Here is a 22,037-nt window from a genome sequence, read left to right as displayed (position 1 = left end):
GGAAGGGCGGGGCAGCGACGGTATGCCGCACATCGGTGAATCGTTTTAGCGTCATCACCCGTAGGGCCGGGCCTTTGAAAAATAGACCTTGGCGCGATTATCCGCAAAACCCCATTACACAGCGGTGACGCACGGATTCAGGCGATAAAAAAAGCTCCCTTTTTGGGCAAAATCCGGTATAGTGCGCGCCGGCCTTTAACCGGGCCGCGTTTAGGTAGCGCAATTTCCCGAAGTCAGCTTCGGCTGCACGTCCGCATTGCGGGCTCTTCCCGGACGATTCTTTTTCTCATTCATTCGTTTTCGCAAATCCCCGCCGACAAAGCTGCCAGGGCGACTCTTGAGTCTCAACACGGCATGCGCAGCTTTGGAGCATGGGTCTTTGCGGATGCACTTAGAGGCAGACCCATGACCCAGGAAACCGGCGGATTCGCCGCTTTTAATCTTAATCCGAATATTCTTGCAGCCGTCGCAGCGACCGGCTACGAAGAGCCTTCGGCGATTCAGCAGCAATCGATCCCGATCATCATGGCCGGCCAGGACATGATTGGCCAGGCGCAAACCGGTACCGGTAAAACCGCCGCGTTCGCACTGCCTATTCTGCACCGCATCGATCCTGCCAAGCGCGAACCGCAAGCCCTGATCCTGGCGCCAACCCGAGAGTTGGCGCTGCAAGTAGCAACCGCTTTTGAAACCTACGCCAAGCAAATGCCAGGCGTCACCGTTGTCGCCGTTTACGGCGGCGCGCCGATGGGCCCGCAACTGAAAGCAATCCGTAACGGCGCACAGATCGTTGTCGCCACTCCGGGCCGTCTGTGCGACCACCTGCGTCGCGACGAGAAAGTGCTGTCGACCGTGAACCACCTGGTTCTCGACGAAGCTGACGAAATGTTGAAACTGGGCTTCATGGATGACCTGGAAGTCATCTTCAAGGCTCTGCCAGCGACCCGTCAGACCGTTTTGTTCTCGGCTACCCTGCCGCAGTCGATCCGCGCCATTGCCGAACGCCACCTGCGCGATCCGCAACACGTCAAGATCCAGACCAAGACCCAAACCGTTACCGCGATCGAACAGGCTCACCTGTTGGTTCACGCTGACCAGAAGACTTCGGCCGTTCTCAGCTTGCTGGAAGTGGAAGATTTCGACGCTCTGATCATGTTCGTGCGCACCAAGCAAGCGACCCTGGATCTGGCCAGTGCCCTCGACGCCAAAGGCTACAAAGCCGCTGCGCTGAACGGTGACATCGCCCAGAACCAGCGTGAGCGCGTTATCGACTCGCTCAAGGATGGCCGTCTGGACATCGTTGTTGCGACCGACGTTGCTGCTCGTGGTCTGGACGTTCCGCGCATCACTCACGTTTTCAACGTGGACATGCCGTACGATCCAGAGTCCTACGTTCACCGTATCGGCCGTACGGGTCGTGCCGGTCGCGAAGGTCGCGCATTGCTGCTGGTAACTCCGCGTGAGCGCCGCATGTTGCAAGTGATCGAGCGTGTAACCGGTCAGAAAGTGGCTGAAGTACGTCTGCCGGACGCTCAGGCTGTTCTCGATGCGCGCATCAAGAAGCTGACCAACAGCCTCTCGCCGCTGGTGGCTGATGCCGAGTCGACTCACGGTGAACTGCTGGATCGTCTGACTGCCGATATCGGCTGCACGCCGCGTGCTCTGGCTGCTGCTCTGCTGCGCAAGGCCACCAATGGCCAAGCGCTGAACCTGGCTGCAATCGAGAAGGAGCGTCCACTGGTGCCGAACAATGCACCGCGTGGCGACCGTCCTGAGCGCACCGGTGATCGTCCAGATCGTGGTGACCGCGAGCGTCGCGCGCCAATGCCTTTGGGCGAAGGCCGTGCTCGTTGCCGTACCGCGCTGGGTGCGCGTGACGGTATCGCTGCGAAGAACCTGCTGGGCGCTATCCTCAATGAAGGTGGTCTGGCCCGTGAAGCGATCGGTCGCATCCAGGTGCGTGACAGCTTCAGCCTCGTCGAGCTGCCGGAAGATGGTCTGGACAAACTCCTGACCAAACTGAAGGACACTCGCGTTGCCGGTAAGCAGCTGAAACTGCGTCGCTATCGCGAAGATTGATCCGCTCCTGGCTGATTGATCGAACATAAAAAATCCCCGACTGGTTCGGGGATTTTTTTTGCCTGTTTTATGGATTCACATCAATCCATGTGGGAGCGAGCGTTCTCGCGAAAGCGTCAGCCGAAACGATATATATCCATCCCCAACGCCCCCATCGTGAACCCCTTGTGCGCCACACTGAACTCGCCTCCGGCACCTCGCGCAAAATACAGCGGCAGCAAATGCTCATCACTCGGATGGCTTCGCACCGCGTTGGGCGCCTGCTGACGGTAGTCGTGCAGCGCAGCCTCATCGTTGGCTGCAAGTCTGTCGATCATCCAGTCACGGAAGGCCTTGGCCCATGGCTCGACACTTTCCGCACCGGCATGCCAGTCCAGCTCACGCAGGTTGTGAGTGATGCTGCCAGAGCCGATCAGCAGAATCCCTTGTTCGCGCAGGCTTGCCAGCGCACGGCCGACGCGTGTTTGCAGTGCCGGACCGCCGCGACTCGGTAACGAAACTTGCACCACTGGAATATTTGCCTCGGGATACATCAGGGACAGCGGCACCCAGACGCCGTGATCGAACGGGCGCTGTGGATCGAGGCGCACGGGGAGACCGTTGATGGTCAGCAGATCGGCGACCTCGGCAGCCAGTTGCGGATTGCCCAGCGCCGGGTACTGCACTTCAAACAGGGCGCGCGGGAAACCGCCGAAGTCATGCAATGTCTCGGGTTGCGGATGGCTGCTGACCAGCAATTCGTGACTCTCCCAGTGTGCGGAGACAATCACGATGGCTTCGGGCCAGGGCAATTCGGCGGCCAGTCGTGCGAGGGCTGGGCCGCTGGCGCCGGGCTCCAGCGCGAGCATGGGCGATCCATGGGAGATAAACAGGCTGGGAAGCATGGACGGGTTCCTGAGCGGTAAGATGGGCCATCTTCAGTCAGTTCATTGATCTAAATCTAATATAAGTTTTAACGCTTTTTGATCGATTTTTTAGGAGCGACACATGCAGCCTGAGTTTTGGCACAAGAAGTGGGCATCTGACCAGATCGGCTTTCATCAGCCTGAGGTGAACCCCCATTTGCAGCGGCACTGGCCGGATCTGTCGATCCCTGTATCGGCCCGCGTACTGGTGCCACTGTGTGGGAAAAGTCTGGATTTGCTGTGGCTGGCCGGGCGTGGCCACAAGGTTTTAGGGGTTGAGCTGTCGGAAAAAGCTGTCGAGGATTTTTTCAGCGAGCAGCGGGTGTCCCCGCAAATCAGCGAGAGGGGCGTATTCAAGGTATATCGCGCTGGATCTATCGAGCTTTGGTGTGGTGATTTCTTTGCACTGAAAGCGGACGATGTCGCCGATTGCGCAGCGCTGTACGACCGGGCAGCGATGATCGCGCTCCCGTCACCGATGCGTGAGCAGTATGCGGCGCACCTTCAGCAGATCTTGCCGCAGGGCTTGCAAGGATTGTTGATTACGCTGGATTACGATCAGTCACAGATGTCCGGGCCGCCGTTCGCGGTGTTGGACGATGAGGTGCAGCGGTTGCTGGGCGGCGGTTGGCAGGTGCAAGTGCTCGAACAGCAGGATGTGCTGGGGGAGAGCTGGAAGTTCTTGCAGGCGGGCGTGACGCGGTTGGAGGAGAGGGTTTACCGTATTTCCGGTCATTAGTTGTTTTTCGGCAGTACTGACGTTATCGCTGACTTGCCAGCGATGACGTCAGCCAGAGCAGCCCATGACTCGAAGCAATAAAAAAGACCCGCATCACTGCGGGCCTTCTTTTTTTACGTGAGCTGGATCAACCGCGACGACGCAAAGCGTCGATACGCTCTTCCAGAGGCGGGTGACTCATGAACATGCGGGCGAAGCCCTGCTTGATACCACCGTTGATGCCAAACGCACTCAGGGTGTCCGGCATGTGTACCGGCAGGCCCTGTTCGGCACGCAGGCGTTGCAGTGCACCGATCATCGCGCTGGTACCGGCCAGACGTGCACCGGCTTCGTCGGCGCGGAATTCGCGTTTGCGCGAGAACCACATGACGATCGCACTGGCCAGGATGCCCAGTACCAGTTCGGCGAAGATGGTGGCCACGTAGTAGGCAATGCCCCGGCCTTCTTCGTTCTTGAAAAAGAACTTGTCGACGAAGTTGCCGATGATCCGCGCGAAGAACATCACGAAAGTGTTTACCACGCCCTGGATCAGCGCCAGGGTCACCATGTCGCCATTGGCAACGTGGCCGATTTCGTGAGCCAGCACGGCTTTCACTTCATCGGGCGAAAAACGCTCGAGCAGGCCCTGACTGACGGCGACCAGTGCGTCGTTCTTGTTCCAGCCAGTGGCGAACGCGTTTGCTTCGTAAGCGGGGAAAATACCGACTTCGGGCATCTTGATCCCGGCTTCGCGGGACAATTGCTCGACGGTTTGCAGCAGCCATTGCTCATGCCGTGTGCGTGGCTGGCTGATGATCTGGGTGCCGGTGCTCATCTTCGCCATCCACTTGGAGATGAACAGCGAGAACAGAGAGCCGGCGAAACCAAAGACTGCACAGAAAACCAGCAGCTGACTGAGGTCGAGATCAACCCCGTTGGCCGCCATGAACCCGTTGAAGCCAAAAAGGCTCAGGGTGATGCTGGCTATCAGCACGACCGCCAGGTTAGTGGCCAAAAACAGCAGGATGCGCATCATGGTTGTAGAAATCTCCTCAAGCTAAAGATGTAGCGTAGTGCGGGGTATATAAGGTGCTGCACCGGGCTATTCAACCGGGTGACTATTTCAAACTGTGTCCTACAGCGATTTCTTCGGCGCACGCCCCGTTTCCCACAACAGACACTGATACGGACGACACGCAGCCGCGACCCGTCGCCATGGCGTCAGGCGTATATGGCGGGTACGAATCGCAAGTGTAGAGGGCGTGTGGAGGAGGGGAGCGCAGAAGTGTTGCTGAATCAGACAGTGCGCAACGTTCGGGCCGTTGCGCACTGCTGGCCATTTACTGGCGGTAGGACTTGAGGAAGTTGCCGATGCGGCCGATGGCCATTTCGAGTTCGTCGACTCGTGGCAGGGTGACGACACGGAAGTGATCCGGCCACGGCCAGTTGAATGCCGTGCCCTGCACCACCAGCAACTTCTCGGAGAGCAACAGGTCAAGGACGAATTTTTCGTCGTTGTGGATCGGGCAGACCTTCGGGTCGATCCGTGGGAACGCGTAAAGCGCACCCATCGGTTTGACGCAGCTCACACCCGGGATATCGTTGAGCAGTTCCCAGGTACGGTTGCGCTGTTCCAGCAGGCGACCTTGCGGCAGTACCAGATCATTGATGCTCTGATAGCCGCCCAATGCGGTCTGGATCGCATGTTGGCTCGGCACGTTCGCACACAGACGCATGTTGGCCAGCATGTCGATGCCTTCGATGTAACTCTGGGCGTTGTGTTTCGGTCCGGAAATCGCGATCCAGCCAGAACGGAAGCCGGCCACGCGATAGGACTTCGACAGGCCGTTGAAGGTCAGGCACAGTAGATCCGGGGCCAGGGACGCGGTGCAGATGTGCACGGCGTCGTCGTACAGAATCTTGTCGTAGATTTCGTCGGAGAACACCACCAGGTTGTGCTGACGGGCCAGTTCCAGCATGCCCAGCAACACTTCCTTCGAATACACCGCGCCGGTCGGGTTGTTCGGGTTGATGATCACCATGGCCTTGGTGTTCGGGGTTATTTTGGCCTTGATGTCGGCCAGGTCCGGGAACCAGTCGGCACCTTCGTCGCACAGGTAGTGTACCGCGTTGCCGCCGGCCAGGCTCACGGCAGCGGTCCACAGCGGATAGTCTGGCGCCGGCACCAGCACTTCGTCGCCGTTGTTGAGCAGCGCCTGCAGCGACATCACGATCAACTCGGAAACGCCGTTACCCAGGTAGATGTCTTCAATGCCGACACCCTCGACCTGCTTTTGCTGGTAGTACTGCATCACGGCCTTGCGCGCACTGAACAGACCTTTGGAATCGCTGTAGCCTTGCGCGGTTGGCAGATTGCGGATCACATCCTGAAGGATTTCGTCCGGCGCTTCGAAACCGAACGGCGCCGGGTTGCCGATGTTCAGCTTGAGGATGCGCTGGCCTTCCTCTTCCAGTCGTTTGGCGTGCTTGAGCACCGGGCCGCGAATGTCGTAGCAGACGTTGGCGAGCTTGTTCGATTTGCTGAACTGCATGGCGATGTGATCCCGAAAATGAACGATCCAGACGGCGGATGGACAACCGTGCTGGGATTCCTGCGTCTTCGTACAGGCGAATGTCTTGAGGCATGGTGCCCAGAATCCGTTTGAATGCGCCCGGTCTGGCTGCCAGACTGGCGTGTGACGAGGCGCAATCATACGTGCCGCCCGATCCGTGGAAAAGGTACAGATCGGGCTTTTTCAGCCGCTGAGGTGTGATGATGGAAAAGTTGGAAAAAACCCTGGAAGAATGGAAAGCCATGCTTGATCCGCAGCAGTACGAGGTTTGCCGCCTCAGTGCGACCGAGCGACCGTTCTCCGGCAAGTACAACGCCACCAAAACTGATGGTGTTTACCACTGCGTCTGCTGTAACGAGCCATTGTTCGACTCCACGACCAAATTTGATTCCGGTTGCGGCTGGCCGAGCTTCTACGCGCCAATCGGCGAAGGTGCCATGACCGAAATCCGCGATATCAGCCACGGCATGATTCGTACCGAAGTGAAATGCGCGTGCTGTGATGCGCATTTGGGGCACGTCTTTCCGGACGGTCCGCCCCCGACTGGTTTGCGCTATTGCATCAATTCGGTGTGCTTGAATCTGGAGCCCCGGGAGTAGGAGTTTGGGCGGCCCAAGGGTCGCTCTTCGAATAATTAAATTGTATGCAATTAAATTGTTCGCTATTTTTACGGCTTCTTCCTGATTTCAGAGCGCGCCCCATGAGCGACAACCTGCTGAATATCCCTTGCACCACCATCAAGGGCGAACAAAAGACCCTGGCCGATTTCGCCGGTAAAGCGGTGTTGGTGGTCAACACTGCCAGCAAGTGCGGCTTCACCCCACAGTACAAGGGGCTGGAGGAACTGTGGCAGACCTACAAGGACCAAGGCCTGGTAGTTCTGGGCTTTCCATGCAATCAATTCGGCAAGCAGGAGCCGGGCAATGAGGGCGCGATCAGTGAGTTCTGCGAACTGAATTTCGGTGTCAGCTTCCCGCTGTTCAAAAAGATCGAAGTCAACGGCGCAGGCGCCCACCCACTGTTTGTGCAATTGAAGAAGCGCGCTCCGGGTGTACTCGGTTCTCAGGGCATCAAGTGGAACTTCACCAAGTTCCTGATTGGTAAAGATGGCCAGTTGGTCAAGCGCTTTGCGCCGGCCACCAAGCCGCAGGATCTGAGCCGCGAGATCGAAGCCTTGCTCAAATGAACAGCCTGTCCGTCGATTCGCTGAACCTCGACAGTCAGTTGTGCTTCAAGCTGTATGCGGCTTCTCGTGCGGTGATCCGCGCCTACAAGCCGATGCTCGATCAGCTTGGCCTGACCTACCCGCAATACCTGGCGATGCTGGTGTTGTGGGAATGGCAGGACAGCGCGCCAGAGCAACCGACGGTCAAGGCACTTGGCGAGCGACTGGCGCTGGATTCCGGCACCTTGACCCCATTGCTCAAGCGGCTGGAGCAATTTCAACTGGTACAGCGCCAGCGCTCTGTGCTCGATGAGCGTGAGGTGCATCTGAGCCTGACGGCGGCGGGGCAGGCGCTACGCGAGGAGGTCGGGCCACTGAAGGCCCGTCTGCTGTGCGACAGCGGTGTGGATCTGGACCGATTGAATGGCTTGCGCGACGGACTCGATCACTTGCTGGGCCAGATCAAAGCGCTGGCGTAGTCGTGATCCATTGGTCCAGCAATGCCGCCAGCTCTTCGCGGCGAAACGGCTTGGCCAGGTAGTCACTCATGCCCGCCGCCCGACAGCGTTCACGCTCCTCGGACATAGCGTTGGCGGTCAACGCGACAATCGGCAGGTTTGGCCAGCGTCCGCTCTGGCGAATCTGTCGGCTCGCTTCATAACCGTCCATCACGGGCATGTTGCAGTCCATCAGCACCAGATCGAATTCCTGATACTCCAACTGATCCAGCGCTTCGGCGCCATGGGCAGCCACCACGACATCACAGCCAAGTTTGCCGAGCATGCCTTTGGCCACCAGTTGATTGACCGGGTTGTCCTCGACCAGTAGCACACGCCCACGTCTGACGGGGGGCGAAGTTTCGAGTTGTGCATCGTTGATGGTGGCGACCTCCGGGTTCAAGGTGCGCCGCAGATTCTGATAGAGCGCGTTACGCGCCAGTGGTCGGGCCTGTTGTTGCAGCGGGGCGAGGGCTGCCGCTTCTTCGCTGGGCAGGAAACTGCCGTAGGCGGTCACCAGCAGGATCGGAGCGGTGAGTGTCGGACGCAGCCCGAACAGGCACTCGGGGCAGTCAGTGATCAGTACATCGGGCGACAGCCCCAGCAGCGAGTCGTCCATAGTGCGTTGTTCGTACGCAAGGCCCCAGACCGGCAGCAGATTTTTCAACAACTCTGCCAAGCCGCTGCTGGCGGCGGTAATGGCGAGGACTTTGCCATGCAGAAGCGCCGGAGCCAGTGCTCGGGTATGGCAGGGCAGCGGTAGCTCGGCGCAGAACTGGCTGCCGAAACCGGTCTCGGAAGTGATACTCAGGCGTCCCTGCATGGCTTCGCAGAGGTTGTAAGTCAGCGCCAATCCCAGTCCGGTGCCGCCGTACTGGCGGGTAATGCCGGCACCCGCCTGAGTGAACGGCTGGAAGATCTTCACCTGTGCTTCCTGTGCGATACCGATACCGGTGTCGCAGACTTCGATACGCACGCCATCCTTGTAGGTCGACAATCGCACATCCACCCGCCCGAAGCGGGTAAATTTCAGGGCGTTGGACAGCAGGTTGCTGACGATCTGCCGGACCCGGGTCGGATCGCCCAGCACCAGTGCGGGGAAGTGCGGATCAATCAGGCAGGTCAGCTCGACGCTCGGCGCCGCGTTCTGCGACAGCAGGTTGGCGGTGTCCTCGATCAATGAGCCGAGGTCGAACGGGATGTGCTCGAGCTCCAGTTGTCCTGCATCGAATTTAGACAGGTCGAGAACATCGTTGAGCAACTCCACCAGCACTTTGCCCGAGTCGTGGGCGATCGATAGCTGTTGTTGTTGCTCGGCATTCAGCGGTCCGTCGAGTGAAAGCGCGATCATCCCCAGCAGACCGTTGAGTGGCGTGCGGATCTCATGGCTCATGTTGGCCAGGAACGCCGACCGTGCTTCGGCCATCTCCAGCGCCGTGCTGCGGGCGACTTCGAGCTCCTGATTGGACTGGCTGAGCCGGGTATTGATCGCTTTGAGTTCGGCGGTCCGCGTCGAGACGATGTCTTCCAGTTGGCCGAGGTATTCGGTCAGACGGTTTTCGGCGTTGCGCCGCTGCTGGATCTCGGTGGCGATGTTCTCGAATTGCTGATTGGCGACTTTGACCAGTACGCCGATTTCATCGTTGGCATGCCCGGCCGGGCATTCCAGCGTGGCCGCTTCGGCGCTGCGAGGGTCACGTCCGCTGAGCTCGCGAATGACGCGAACCAGCGGTTTGGTCAGCATCACGTAAAACAGCGCCAGCAGAATGCCGGTCAGGATCAGGCTGCGCGCGAATCCATTGAGCAGTGTGACCTCGGCCCGGCGCAGGAAGCGGCTGCCGTACGTGTAGGTGTCGACTTCAAGACTCAGGATCCCCAGCGATTCGTTGGGCAGGTGATCCAGATACAGGCGATCTTCGAATTGACGCTTGGCGCCGAAGAGGAAATCGCTGATCACCCGATAGCCGTTTTGCAGCTCCGGGCGTTTGACACTGGCCAGCTCCGTATTGTTGTTGTCGATCAGTTGCGCAGAAATGATTGCCGGTGAGCGCAGCAGGCCCAAGGCGAGTTCCTGGGCCAGTTCGGCATCGATGTTGTAGGCAATGCGTGATGCCGGGTTATGGCTGATCTCCAGCAAAGACAGGATTTCACGGTTGATGGCGGCGTCTTCACTGGCATAATCGATGCCGATTTGCAGTAGGCTGAGCAGCGTGCCGAGAATGAACCCGACCAGCACAGTAAGCCGGGCTTGTTTGTATGACAGCCGGTGAGTGAATTTGATATCCATGGGGTGTTGAACCACTTCCGTTTCCCTTCGCTGCTCAAGCATAGTCGATCATGTACGGATACCGAGGTTCCCGAATCGCCTTGTAACAAGGCTCGGCGCGGGAGTTTTGATCTGAGTGTCGTCGCTGGATCGCCATCATCACTGTGAAAGGGCCCGAGGAGAAGACGTGGATTCCCGATTGAATGCTTTTCTTGAACGTGCCGAGTCTGTTCTGGCGCGGATCGAACCGTTGTTGCCGGTGCCTCGTCCTCTCATCGACTGGGGGACTTGCCTGGCTGCGCGCTGGCAGCGTGACGGACGCAGCGGTTTTCTGCTGCCGCTGGAGGTCAGCCTCGACATGCGGCTGTCCGACCTGATCGGTGTTGACCGTCAGCTTGAGCAACTGGGGCGCAACACCCGGCAATTCCTCGACGGCATGCCGGCCAACCACGCTTTGCTCTGGGGCTCGCGCGGCACCGGCAAATCCTCGCTGGTCCGGGCGTTGCTCGCCGAGCACGCCAAGGCCGGCCTGCGCCTGATCGAGATCGAGCGCGACCATCTGGCCGACTTGCCGCGCGTGGTCGAGCAGATTGCCAAACTGCCGCAACGTTTTGTGCTGTTCTGCGATGACTTGTCGTTCGAATCCGGTGAAGGTGATTACCGCATTCTCAAAAGCGTGCTTGACGGCTCGCTGGAGCAGGCGCCGGACAACGTCTTGCTGTACGCCACGTCCAATCGCCGTCACCTGGTGCCGGAGAAGGAAAGCGACAACGAAAACTGGACACGCGTCGACGGCGAACTGCACCCCAGTGAGGCGGTGGAGGACAAGATCGCGCTGTCGGATCGTTTCGGTCTGTGGCTGTCGTTTTATCCGTTTACCCAAGAACACTTCCTGAATGTTGTCGAACACTGGATCGGCCAGTTGGCCGCCAAGGCTGGCCTGAGCTGGCAGCGCGACGAAGCACTGGACATCCTTGCCGTGCGTTGGGCCACCGGCCGCGGCAATCGCAACGGACGTTGCGCGTACCAATTCGCCCGTTATTGGGTGGGACTGAAATTGTTGGAGCACAAGGCATGATTGATTTGCAACAAAGCGGCCAGGGCCTCGAAGGCTATGGCATGTTGGCCGCGCAACTGGAGTCGCTGCTGGCCGATGAGCGCGATTTTATCGCCAACGCTGCGCAGTTTTCCGCGTTCCTGTTCAACCAGCTCGAGGATCTGAACTGGGCGGGTTTCTACCTCAATCGCCACGAAGAGTTGGTGCTCGGCCCGTTTCAGGGCCAGATCGCATGCGTGCGTATTGCGTTCGGGCGCGGTGTCTGCGGTGCAGCGGCGGCAACCTTGCAGACCCAGCGGGTTGAAGACGTTCACGCGTTTCCCGGTCATATCGCCTGCGACAGCGCCTCGAACAGTGAACTGGTCGTGCCGCTGGTCAAGGAGGGGCGCCTGATCGGTGTTCTTGACCTCGACAGCCCGAAGCTTGCGCGATTTGGCGCCACCGATCAGACGGGTATCGAGCAACTGGCGGCGATCTTCCTGCGCCTGACCGACTGCTGATCACGCGCCAAGGCCGGCCTTTTGCAACAGGCTGGCCGTATCCACTGAATCAATCTGGTGGGTGTCGAGAAAACGTTCGGCGTACTGCATGTACACGCCGTCGTTGATGAACAATCCAAACAACTGCGCATCGATGTGCGCCTCGCGGCACATGGTAGCCATGATCCCCAGAGCCTCGCTCAAGGACTTGGCTTTCTTGTAGGGACGATCGGCCGCAGTGAGTGCCTCGAAAATATCGGCGATCGCCATCATTCTTGCTGGCAGGCTCATCTCTTCGCGCTTAAGGCGTTTCGGGTAACCGGTGCCGTCCATTTTTTCATGATGGCCACCCGCGATTTCGGCAATGCTGTCGAGGTGGCCGGGGAAGGGCAGGTGACTGAGCATCATGATCGTCTGCACCATGTGGTGATTGATGATGTAGCGCTCTTCGCGGGTCAGGGTTCCGCGCACGATGCTCAGGTTGTACAGCTCGCCGCGATTGTATTTGTAGCGCGGTACATCCAGCTTGAAGCCCCACGGATTGTCGTCCGCAATCAACTCGTTTGCGTCGCGTTCAAGTAAATGTTCGGGTTTGTCCGCCAGCAACTTTTCGTGTGCTGGCAAACTCTGCACTGGTGTTTTCGCCTGACGCTTGTTTTCTTCCCATGACACGCCTAAACGGTCATCCAGCGTCCGCACCCATGTGCGTTGGGACAGATCATGCAGGCGCTGCAGATCCGCTTCGGCCATCGCTTCACTGCCCAGGTTGCAGCGGGCCACAAAGGCAAAGTCTTCGTCCAGTGCGTACAGGGTTGCATCGCGTCGTTCGGCCAGTGAGGTTTCGTCTCCACCCAGGGCCAGGGCCTGCCAGTAAATGATCCAGGCATCGCGCTTGAGCACTTCGAAACGGGTGCGGATTTCGTGGATGCGGTCGTTGAGGGTTTCCAGTTTGGTGGCCTTGTCGACCACGTATTCCGGCGTCGTGACCTTGCCGCAGTCGTGCAGCCACGCGGCAATGTGCAAGGCTTCCCATTCATCCTCGGTGGGTTGATAGGCCTTGAAGGCGGGCGCCTGGCTCGCCGCAGCGGCCTGGGCGAGCATCAGGGTCAGCTCTGGCACTCGTTGACAATGCCCGCCGGTATAGGGGCTCTTGGCGTCAATGGCCCCGGCGAGTAACTGAATGAATGCATCGAGCAGTTGTTTCTGTCTGGCTTGCAGGCGTTGGCTCTCGATACTCACAGCCGCTGCACCGGAGACTGCCTGCAGGAAGGCAATGCGGTCGGGCCGCAGTTTTTCGAGGTCGGCCGGGGTGCCGCTGTCGTTGATCAGCAGGATCAGCAGCCCGATGGTTTCGTTATGGCGGTTGTGCAGGCGGATGCCGATCAGATGGATGCGCGGCGAGGCCATTGCCAGCAAGACTTTCTGCAGATCCCCGGCCTGATCGACACCCATGTTGCTCACCACATTGTCGGTGCTGACCAATTGTTCAAACCATGCAGGGCCTTGGCTCTCGTGCAGGTCGTGCCCCTGAATATCGAACGCCTCCAACGCTTGAGGTGTGCCATTGATCACCAGCCCGTAAGGCTCCATGCGGCTGTCATCGTTTTCACGCAGATAGATCAGCCCTGCCTGAGCCTGGGCGATCTGCACCGTTTCGAACAGTACCCGTTGCAGCAGCGGTGCGAACCGGGTTTCGGCCCCCAGGGTGTCGGTTATCCGGAAGAAACTTGCCAGGGTATCTTTCATTCGGGCCATCGACACGCTCAATTGGTCGACTTCAAGTACCGGAGAGCGCCGGGCCAGTGGAAAGTTGAAATCGAAACTGCGGATCGCGTCCGCTTCCTTTACCAGCGCATGCAGCGGTTTGACCAGAATACGCGAGATCACCCAACCCAATGGCAGGCACAACAACAAGGTGCCCAGGGTGATCAACGCACCTTGCCAGCGCATGCGATAGGCATCGACCAACAGTTCGTCTTCCGGCACGAGCAACGCCAATTGCAAACCTTTCGGGCCGCCTTCCTGAATGCTGCTGCGCGCGACGATCCATTGCCGGCCGTTCGCTTCCAGTCGATTGCCCGTGTGTGCACCAGACAGCAGCGCATGGAGGCTGGGGCTCAAGTCGGCCGCCCTGGCCAGATGCGCGGTGCGGTCATCGACGATCAGGCGGCTGCTATCGGGATAAGCCACGGCATTGCCGTTGGCATCGAACAGGACAATTTCGGTGGAAGGCGTGACGACATGCTTGCTCAAGGTGGCAGACAGGGCGGCCAATGTCAGGTCGGCGCCAATCACCGCATTCTCGCCACTGCGTCGGGCCAGCGTGGTGCCGACATTGAGGGTGGAGAAAAACACATAGGGTTGGGTGGTGATCTGCTCGGTTTGCTGGCGGGCGTCGACGAACCAGGCGCGGCTGCGCGGATCGTAGGCGTCTTCGGTATTGTCCTGGCGGCTGATTGGCGTCAGGGCGAGGTCGAAGAACAGCGATTGCGAATGCATCTTGCCCTGCGGGTCATGCTCGATGCTCCAGACCTGATACGCCGCCGCTTCCGGTGCCTTGAGCAATGTCTTCAAGGCAGCGGTGCGTAGCGGGCGGACCATGAAAAAGTCGCCATTGGCATAACCCAGATAGAGCGAGGCCAGGTTCGGGTTGTCCGTGAGCGACTGGCTGAACGGTCTGAGCAGCGGCAAGCGTTGATCAAGACGCATGGCCTGTGTGGCGGGATTGTCCGCCAGCAGGCTCAACAGGTGCCGGATTGGCTGATAGGTCGCGGACATGTCCAGGCGCACGTCCTGCTCGATCCTGTTGAACAGTTTTTCACTGCTCGACAGGATGATCTGTGTCGTCTGGCGATAATTGAACAGTCCCAGCACCACGCCCGTGAGCAACAGCAGAAACGTGAACATGACACTGATGTGCACGTGCAGCGGGAACCGGCGTTGTTGCGGGCGCAGTGGGCTGGGCATTTCCGGTTCTCCTTGATGGTTAACTCACTGCTCAGCGCCAAGCATAGTTAAGGCACGCTCATTGTGCCTTGATCGGACAATGCTAATTGTTGTTGCAAGGCTTGCTCCAGTTCGAGTATTGCCCGGTTGCTCGCCTCGCAACGGCGGGCGATCTCGTCCGTTGCCAATGCCTGTGCGCAGGCCTGTTCAAGGGCATCGCAGCATTCGATTACGCGTGTTGCCTGAGCGATGCGCGCGGCGCCTTTGATCTTGTGAGCGACCACGGCCAAGGCTCCGGGATTGTCTTGCGGCGACAACGCGAGCAGTTCCTGTCGGTCGAGACGGCTGCTTTTGAGCAGTTCAACCAGCAGCCGCCGAGCCTGTGCAGGATTGCCGCCGGTCAACATGTTCAGACTTTGCAGGTTGAATGCTGGCGAGGGTGAAACCGGGACGATGCCATCGAGCCACTGGCTGAGCAGACTCAGGCTCAGGGGTTTGAACAGGCAATCGTTCATGCCGGCCTGTTTGCAACGTTGTATCTCCTCGGGTTGTGCATTGGCGGTGAAGCCCAGCACCGTGCAGGGTGGGCAGCGGCTCTGCAGCTCTTGCTGGCGAATGGCGCGGGTCAGTTCATAGCCATTCATCAGGGGCATGTTGCAGTCGACAATCACCAGGTCGAACCCGCCATCCTTCCACAGTTCAAGTCCGCAGCGACCGTTCTCGGCGATGCTGAAGTGATGACCGAGGAACTCCAGTTGCTGACACATCAACAAGCGGTTGGCAGGGTGATCGTCCACCACAAGTACGCGCAGGGGCGCCAGCGAAGTTTTGACAGGGGGTTCACTTCGGGCCGTACTCACCTGGGCCGGCAAGGTTTCCAGCGGCAAGGAAATGCATACCTGAGTGCCGATACCGGGCTGGCTGCTCAATTGCAGTTGTCCGCCCATCATTTCGCACAGATTGCGACTGATGACCAGGCCCAGACCTGCGCCGCTTCTGGCCTGCTGATGGCTGTTCTGCGCCTGGGCAAAGGGTGCGAACAAACGCTGCTGATCCTCGGCACTGATACCGACGCCGCTGTCCTGTACGGTCAGTTGCATCAGCGCACGAGCCGGCACCTCCGTGCTCATGAGGTCAAGAGTGATCCTGATATGTCCGCGCTCGGTGAACTTGATGGCGTTGCTGATCAGGTTGGACAGCACTTGCTTGAAGCGCAGTGGGTCCAGCTGCACGTCGACCGCCAGATCCGGCGGATTGAAGATGATTTGCAGGGCCAGATTTTTCTGCCGGGCGAGGCCGTCGAAAATTCTGGCGACAGACGCCACCGTGTCGACCAGATTGACCCGTTCCGGACAAAGGCTCAGGCGTCCGGATTCGATCCGTGCGATGTCGAGAATGTCGCCGATCAAGCCCAACAGATCCTTGGCTGAATGGTAGGCAGTGTCGATCGATGAACGGTCCGGATGCTGTTGATCCATGCGTTTGAGCGTCAGTTCGAGCATACCGATCACAGCATTCATCGGTGTGCGGATCTCGTGACTCATGGTGGCAAGAAAAGTGCTCTTGGCACGGTTCGCCTCATCTGCCTGCTCTTTGGCGGTGCGCAACTCGTCGAACAGTTGGCGACGCTCGCTGATGTCGATCCAGCCACCGATGATGCCTTTCACTTCGCCGCTGGAGTCGCGATACGGGATGATCCAGTGATAGATCGTCAGCCGGCGGTTACCGATGTGCAGGGGACGATCCAGTAACTGGGGAATGCCTTCGTTCACTACACGCTGATAATCGGCTTGAAACGCCTGCGCTTCGAAGGCGTTGCTCAGAGTGCCTTGCATGACGCTTTTGCCGATAACATCCTCGCGTCTGGCATTGAATACTTCGAGGTAGCTGTCGTTGCAGCTTTGCAACAGACCTTTGCGGTCGCGAACGTAGATCGGGTGTGGTGTGCCGTTGACCAGTGAGCTCATGAACTCGAACTGGTCGCTCAAGGCTCGCTCGGCTGCCTGGCGCTGTTTGATCTGGTGTCGCATGTAGGCGTTCCAGGCCAGCAGGAGCAGCAGGACCAGGCAGGCTCCTGTGATCACTTGATAGAACAGGCGCTGATAGTTGCGCCAGATGTTCTGCGAGGCGCTGGAGTAACCGCGCCACCGGCCGTTGATCACGCCGAGTTCTTCGGGGGCAATGCTCAGCAACGCTTTGTTGATGATCGAACCCAGTTCCTTGTTATCACGGGCAGTTGCCAGGGAGAACGCTGCCTGACCGGTGCCGATGGTGGTGGTGATTTGCAACGCGCGCTCGAAGATCCGCGAAGAAATGAAGTAGTTGGCGATCACCAATGAATTCACCGCGCCGTCAACGTGACCTTCGGCCAGTAGCGAGACGGCGCTGAATGTATCTTCTGTTTCGATCAACTGGATACGTGGGAACTCGCGTCGCAAATACTCGACCATCGGATTGCCTTGGGCAATCGCCAGTCGCTTGTCTTTGAGCTGACCCAGATTGGTCGGGCTGTCAGCGCTTTTGCGAGTCAGCAAGACGTAAGAGTTTTCCAGATAGGGCCGACTGAAGTTCAGGGTTTTTTCCCTCTCGGCAGTTGGCAGCAGTGCAGCTATGAGATCGGCCTTATGGCTGTCGATCTGTTTGATCATCTGTGCGTCGTTACGGCTGCGATGGATCTCGAAGCGCAAGCCGGTGCGCAGGCGGATCAGTTCGAGAAGGTCTGCGCTGATTCCTCGAAAATTGCCGTCGCCGTCGAAGAAGGTCAGCGGCGCGTATGCTTCATTCACCACCACACTCACCACGGGATGCTGTTTGAGCCATGTTTCTTCGCGTCTGGTCAATTGCAGCTTCTGATCGGTGAGGAGCAGGTCGCTGCCGGCGCTCCAGCGTTTGGCGATGTTGTCCCGTTCGCTGCGTGGAACCGCTTTGAGCACGGCGTCGATGATGCCCAGCAATTGCGGATTGTTACGCCGTACGGCGAAGCTGAATCCGAGGGCTTCCTGCTTGCCGAAATTAGCCATGCGGACGTTGTTCAGGTGGCCCTTGTTGATCATGTAATGGGTGGAAAGCGTGTCACCGATAAATACATCGGCCTGATCGAATGCGACGGCGTTGATCGCGTTTTGATAGGAGGGATAACAGGTAATGAGCGCTTTGGGATAAAGCATCTTGACGTCAGGGGGCGGCAGGTAGTGATACACCATGCTCAGTCGCAGGCCTGCCAGGCCTTCGGTCAGGGAGCGGTTTTCGTCTTCGCGGGTAACGAGCACTGGCTGATCAATTGCGTACGGTTCGGATAGCGCGATGTCGGCATTACTGGCTTCGAACCCGTTCGCCGTACCCAGCAGGTCAACCTGGCCGTCGATGAGCGCGTGAATCGCGGCCTCTCGGGAGGGAAAGCGTTTGACCCGGATCGGCAAACCGATGGTTTGACTGAGAAGCCCTGCATAGTCGGCGGTCAGCCCCTCGTAATCGCGACCGCTGGCGGTCATGTCGAAGGGGGGGTAATCGGGGGCAGAGGTGCCCAGTATCAGCTCGCTACGGGTTTGCAGCCACTGTCGTTGAGACTGTTCGAGTGCCACTGGCACCGATTCGCTCGCCGAGCGGCTGAGCAAGTTATAGTCCGGTGAATCAAAAGGCATGGCGAACACATTGCTGCTCAAGAACAGACCGGCACTCAACGCAATTAAATAGTCTTTTAAACGACTGGGCATGCTGGCTCTCACACGAGTGCGTTACGTTTGGCCATCTCGATAAGCTCTACAAGGGATTTGGCTTTGAGTTTCTGCATAAGGCGTTTTTTGTAGGTGCTGACGGTTTTATTGCTGAGAAACATGCCTTTGGCTATTTCCTTGTTGGTGCGCCCTTGGGCAAACAGTTGCAATACCATCAACTCGCGATCGTTGACGGACTTGAAGAGTTCCAGTTCTGTATAACGAATATCGTCGCTGCGAACCGGGTTCAACGCTTGGCTGGGGAAATAGTTGTAACCGGAAAGTACCGCCTTTATAGCACTCACCAACTCGCTCAGGTCTTCCTGTTTACATACATAGCCCGACGCACCGGATTGCATGCAGCGAATTCCGAATAAAGTCGGGCATTGCGCGGTCAGTACCAGGGTTTTCAACGGAGAACTCATGGCGTTGAATCGCGCCAGTACCTCCAGGCCGTCGAGTTTTGGGATGCTGATGTCGAGAATGATCAGGTCGGGCATGCACTCTCGCACCATCTGCATGGCATCGACCCCATTATCGGTCTCTCCGACAACCTTATAACCTTCATGTTCCAGCAGCATGCGAACGGCGAGACGGATGACCGGGTGATCGTCGACAATAAAAACGGAGTTCATAATCAAATCCCATACAAGCACCAATAAAGCGCGCACCTTAGCCCAGATAGATGAAGGCTCGCATGAACTGACTTGGCTTCAGTCGCGATATCGGATTATTCCTACAATTAATGAGGAAAGGTACTACGGTCGAACTAGGTTTGGCGTAAGGATGTACAGGGAATGCAGTGGCTTATAGTTCGGCTTGAATGTTTTACAAGTGTTGGTTGTTAATGGTTTTTTATAGGTGTTTAAGTGTGCTGGTTCGTCGCTTGTTTGTTTTTGTTTGTTTTGCCGTTACGTCGCGCCATAAAACTGCTGAGTGTGCCCGTGTCATAAGGGATTGAGCAGAGAAAGTGATTGCCCGACATTCGGTCGGCTAAATGCCGACCGAATGAGGCTGAATCAGCGACTGGAGCGACCGGTCATTTCCAGCGCCATGTCGCTGGCGTAGCTGTCGGTCATGCCGGCAATGAAATCGATCATGCGTAAAAATGACGTGTGCAACGAACCTTGCGGATCCGGTGCGTTATTGCCCAGCAAATCGAGAATACGTCGACTCTTGAACGACGGTGTGCGCCCGTTGTGTTGTTCCAGTGCGGCGCCGCAGAACGAGTTGAGCAGAATCTCCAGCGTCGTGTAGGCGCCGATTTCGTGCAGGGTTTTGCGTTTGTCCTGAAAGATCTTCTTGCGGGCAATGTCCTTGGCGTTCAATACACAGCGCTTGGTCGGGCCGTGCATGTGCTCGACCAGATCGCCGTGCAACGTGCCGGCGAGCAGTGCGTCCTGTTGCTCGACAAAGGCCCGCGCCGCCGCGTTGGTCAAATGCTCGATGGCCTTGCCACGCAGGATTGCCAGTTTGCGTCGACGCGAATCCTGCGGGCCAAGCTGACGATAGGTTTCCGGCAGATCATCACCCACCAGTCCGAGCAGCAGCGATTCGACTTCGGCGTATTCCAGCAACTCCATCTCAAGACCGTCCTCGAGGTCGATCAGGGCATAGCAGATGTCGTCGGCGGCTTCCATCAGGTACACCAACGGATGGCGCGCCCAGCGCTGGTCTTCCAGTTGCGGCAGTCCGAGCTTTTGAGCGATCTGTTCGAGCAGCGGCAACTCGCTCTGATAGCAACCGAATTTGTGTTTTTTGTATCCCAGGGAGTCAGCGTGACGGGCTGTCCACGGGTATTTCAGATACGTGCCAAGCGTGGCGTAGGTCAGGCGGGTGCCGCCGTCGAACTGATGGTACTCAAGCTGCGTGAGCACCCGGAAACCCTGGGCATTGCCTTCGAAATTGAGGAAATCGGCGCGTTCGGCTTCACTCATGCCATCAAGCCAGCCACGCCCGGCCGCCTGTTGAAACCAGTGGCGAATGGCATCTTCACCTGAATGGCCGAATGGCGGGTTGCCGATGTCGTGAGCCAGACAAGCCGATTGCACGACCATCCCCAGGTCGGCGGGATCACACCAATCGGGAAGGGCATTGCGCAGGGTTTCTCCGACGCGCATGCCCAACGAGCGGCCGACGCAACTGACTTCCAGTGAATGGGTCAGGCGCGTGTGGATGTGATCGTTGCTCGACACCGGATGCACTTGGGTCTTGCGACCCAGGCGGCGGAAGGCGCCGGAGAAAATGATGCGGTCATGGTCTTTATGGAAAGGGCTGCGGCCGAGCTCTTGCGGGCTGTGCAGGGGCTTTCCGAGGCGTTCGCGGTTGAGCAGGGTGTGCCAATCCAAGGCTGATTCTCTCCGTCTGGTGACTGAATTGCCCTAGCTTCCCGGTTCACGGCGGCACCTGCAAGCGGAACTACAGCCCCGCCGCATCGATGTCGATCAACAGTAACCGTTCGCCGTTGTCGAAAAACTGTCCGGCCGTCAGGCAATACTGGTTGCTGGTAGCGTCGCGGTAGGTGTTGGAGAGGGTCAGGCGCCGCTCCTCCCAGCCTTCGGCGAGTAAATGGTAGAAGTACGGGCGCCATGACCAGTTGTGCCCCAGATACCGGTTATCAGCGACCCAGCCGTTGTTGCGCCATTCCAGATTGGGGGTCAGTTGCGTGCCATGACGGTCGCATTGATAAAACCGCAGCAGCCATGGGAAGGCTTCCAGTTGTGGCAATGCACTGAGTGGCGCGTGAGCCTGAGCCCAGTGTTGCAGGATTGCCATCAATTCACTGAGTTGCTTGCGCATCTGCATCAACCGTGCGCGTTCGGCGAGTTTCTGATGAACGTACCGCTGGCGTAGCTCGGCAAAACGCTGCACAAAAGCGTCTGTCGGATAGAAGGCTTCCTGGGCCCGGGCGAACAGAAAACCCTGCACGTAACGGGAACCGCACTCAAGGGCGAAATTCAGTTGGGCTTCGGTCTCGACACCTTCGGCGATGATCCAGCAGCCGGTTTTCTCGGCCATTTGTGCAAGCGCTTTCACCACATCACTGCTCGGGCCGCCTAGGGCGGCGGCCTGAAATAAACGCATGTCGAGTTTGAGGATATCCGGTTGCAACGCCAGTACTCGATCAAGTTGCGAATAACCGGCGCCAAAGTCATCGATGGCAATTCGCGCACCGGCCTGGCGATAACGCGCGACCACTTCGGCAAGGCGCTCACCATTGCCCCCCAATTCGGTGATTTCGAACACGATACGTTGCGGATCAACATCATGTCGTGCCAGTTGTTTAAGGCTGGGTAGCGCTTGATCGGAGCGCAGTCGACTGATCCAGCGCGGCGACATGTTCAGGCTGAGAAACCAGTCAGCCGGAGCTTCATGCAAGCGACTCAGGGCGTTGTCACGAATCTGCCGATCAAGGCGGCGCAGTGCGATGGCAGGCGTGCGGCTGTCGGCGAACAATGGCCCGACCGAGGTCAGTTGACCGTCAGCCTGACGCAGGCGTCCTAACGCTTCGACGCCTGCTATGCGTCCGGTGGCCGTGTCGATGAAAGGCTGAAAGCAGGCGAGCGGTTGCCCGTCGATCACGGGGCCTCCTTAGTCGTTCTTGTTCTGGCTGGACCCCGTCGACCGGGTAGGCGCGAG

At 58.4% G+C, this 22,037-nt stretch carries 16 protein-coding genes; 7 read left to right on the top strand and 9 right to left on the bottom strand.

From position 1 onward, the window contains the following. The first annotated feature begins 405 nt into the window (after window positions 1–405). Entirely contained in the window at window positions 406–2,079 is a 1,674-nt protein-coding gene (locus tag AACY18_RS10230) for a DEAD/DEAH box helicase (protein ID WP_008088238.1), read from the top strand. Window positions 2,080–2,195: 116 nt separating this feature from the next. Here the strand turns inward: AACY18_RS10230 and AACY18_RS10225 are convergent, their stop codons facing one another. After that, window positions 2,196–2,963 carry a DODA-type extradiol aromatic ring-opening family dioxygenase gene (locus AACY18_RS10225; protein WP_339464802.1) on the bottom strand — a complete coding sequence of 256 codons (768 nt, stop codon included), beginning with the start codon at window positions 2,961–2,963 and terminating at the stop codon, window positions 2,196–2,198. 103 nt (window positions 2,964–3,066) lie between these two features. Here AACY18_RS10225 and AACY18_RS10220 point away from each other — a divergent pair, with 103 nt between their 5' ends. Beyond that, window positions 3,067–3,723 carry a thiopurine S-methyltransferase gene (locus tag AACY18_RS10220; protein ID WP_339464801.1) on the top strand — a complete coding sequence of 219 codons (657 nt, stop codon included), beginning with the start codon at window positions 3,067–3,069 and terminating at the stop codon, window positions 3,721–3,723. 127 nt (window positions 3,724–3,850) lie between these two features. Here AACY18_RS10220 and htpX read toward each other — a convergent pair whose 3' ends face one another. Together htpX and AACY18_RS10210 are read right to left on the bottom strand one after the other, a co-directional pair. Further along, window positions 3,851–4,738 carry a protease HtpX gene (htpX, locus tag AACY18_RS10215; RefSeq protein ID WP_339431201.1) on the bottom strand — a complete coding sequence of 296 codons (888 nt, stop codon included), beginning with the start codon at window positions 4,736–4,738 and terminating at the stop codon, window positions 3,851–3,853. Window positions 4,739–5,042: 304 nt separating this feature from the next. Continuing rightward, window positions 5,043–6,254, bottom strand: coding sequence for a pyridoxal phosphate-dependent aminotransferase (locus AACY18_RS10210; protein ID WP_042560257.1), 1,212 nt, complete (start codon window positions 6,252–6,254; stop codon window positions 5,043–5,045). Window positions 6,255–6,478: 224 nt separating this feature from the next. Between AACY18_RS10210 and msrB the strand changes: the two genes are divergently transcribed. The 3 genes from msrB to AACY18_RS10195 all read left to right on the top strand — a co-directional run bounded on the left by msrB (window position 6,479) and on the right by AACY18_RS10195 (window position 7,919). Continuing rightward, the gene (gene msrB / locus AACY18_RS10205) at window positions 6,479–6,874 is read left to right on the top strand and encodes a peptide-methionine (R)-S-oxide reductase MsrB (protein WP_339431202.1); all 396 of its coding nucleotides are present in this window, start codon (window positions 6,479–6,481) and stop codon (window positions 6,872–6,874) included. Window positions 6,875–6,975: 101 nt separating this feature from the next. Further along, complete coding sequence (locus AACY18_RS10200; protein ID WP_034155230.1) at window positions 6,976–7,461, top strand: glutathione peroxidase; 486 nt, start codon at window positions 6,976–6,978, stop codon at window positions 7,459–7,461. After that, window positions 7,458–7,919 (top strand): MarR family winged helix-turn-helix transcriptional regulator, encoded by a 462-nt coding sequence (locus AACY18_RS10195; protein ID WP_339431204.1) that lies wholly within the window; start codon window positions 7,458–7,460, stop codon window positions 7,917–7,919. The genes AACY18_RS10200 and AACY18_RS10195 overlap by 4 nt, the downstream gene beginning before the upstream one ends. Here AACY18_RS10195 and AACY18_RS10190 read toward each other — a convergent pair. After that, window positions 7,903–10,224 carry a hybrid sensor histidine kinase/response regulator gene (locus tag AACY18_RS10190; RefSeq protein WP_339464800.1) on the bottom strand — a complete coding sequence of 774 codons (2,322 nt, stop codon included), beginning with the start codon at window positions 10,222–10,224 and terminating at the stop codon, window positions 7,903–7,905. The two genes, AACY18_RS10195 and AACY18_RS10190, sit on opposite strands and share 17 nt — an antisense overlap. Window positions 10,225–10,390: 166 nt before the next feature. Here AACY18_RS10190 and AACY18_RS10185 point away from each other — a divergent pair, with 166 nt between their 5' ends. Both AACY18_RS10185 and AACY18_RS10180 read left to right on the top strand, forming a co-directional pair. Beyond that, window positions 10,391–11,281: an ATP-binding protein gene (locus AACY18_RS10185; RefSeq protein ID WP_339464799.1), complete on the top strand. Its 891-nt coding sequence runs from the start codon at window positions 10,391–10,393 to the stop codon at window positions 11,279–11,281. Continuing rightward, window positions 11,278–11,760 (top strand): GAF domain-containing protein, encoded by a 483-nt coding sequence (locus AACY18_RS10180; RefSeq protein WP_339431207.1) that lies wholly within the window; start codon window positions 11,278–11,280, stop codon window positions 11,758–11,760. Before AACY18_RS10185 ends, AACY18_RS10180 begins: the two co-directional genes overlap by 4 nt. On the opposite strand, the gene AACY18_RS10175 is transcribed toward AACY18_RS10180, so the two are convergent. From AACY18_RS10175 to AACY18_RS10155, 5 genes are all read right to left on the bottom strand, one after another. After that, window positions 11,761–14,706 (bottom strand): HD domain-containing phosphohydrolase, encoded by a 2,946-nt coding sequence (locus tag AACY18_RS10175; RefSeq protein ID WP_339464798.1) that lies wholly within the window; start codon window positions 14,704–14,706, stop codon window positions 11,761–11,763. It lies immediately after the preceding gene. Between the two features lie 47 nt (window positions 14,707–14,753). Beyond that, window positions 14,754–18,398 (bottom strand): transporter substrate-binding domain-containing protein, encoded by a 3,645-nt coding sequence (locus AACY18_RS10170; RefSeq protein WP_339464797.1) that lies wholly within the window; start codon window positions 18,396–18,398, stop codon window positions 14,754–14,756. An 8-nt stretch (window positions 18,399–18,406) separates the two neighbouring features. After that, window positions 18,407–19,033: a response regulator transcription factor gene (locus tag AACY18_RS10165; RefSeq protein WP_103304761.1), complete on the bottom strand. Its 627-nt coding sequence runs from the start codon at window positions 19,031–19,033 to the stop codon at window positions 18,407–18,409. A 384-nt stretch (window positions 19,034–19,417) separates the two neighbouring features. Next, window positions 19,418–20,746, bottom strand: a complete 1,329-nt coding sequence (locus AACY18_RS10160; protein WP_339464796.1) for a deoxyguanosinetriphosphate triphosphohydrolase — start codon at window positions 20,744–20,746, stop codon at window positions 19,418–19,420. 70 nt (window positions 20,747–20,816) lie between these two features. Next, a complete protein-coding gene (locus tag AACY18_RS10155; protein ID WP_339464795.1) occupies window positions 20,817–21,980 on the bottom strand; it encodes an EAL domain-containing protein in 1,164 nt (387 codons plus the stop codon). Window positions 21,981–22,037 lie beyond the last annotated feature (57 nt).

The sequence above is a fragment of the Pseudomonas sp. EA_65y_Pfl2_P74 genome, from assembly GCF_963970575.1.
GTDB classification, from domain to species: domain Bacteria; phylum Pseudomonadota; class Gammaproteobacteria; order Pseudomonadales; family Pseudomonadaceae; genus Aquipseudomonas; species Aquipseudomonas baetica_A.
This window is presented reverse-complemented; position numbering and strand designations above follow the sequence as displayed.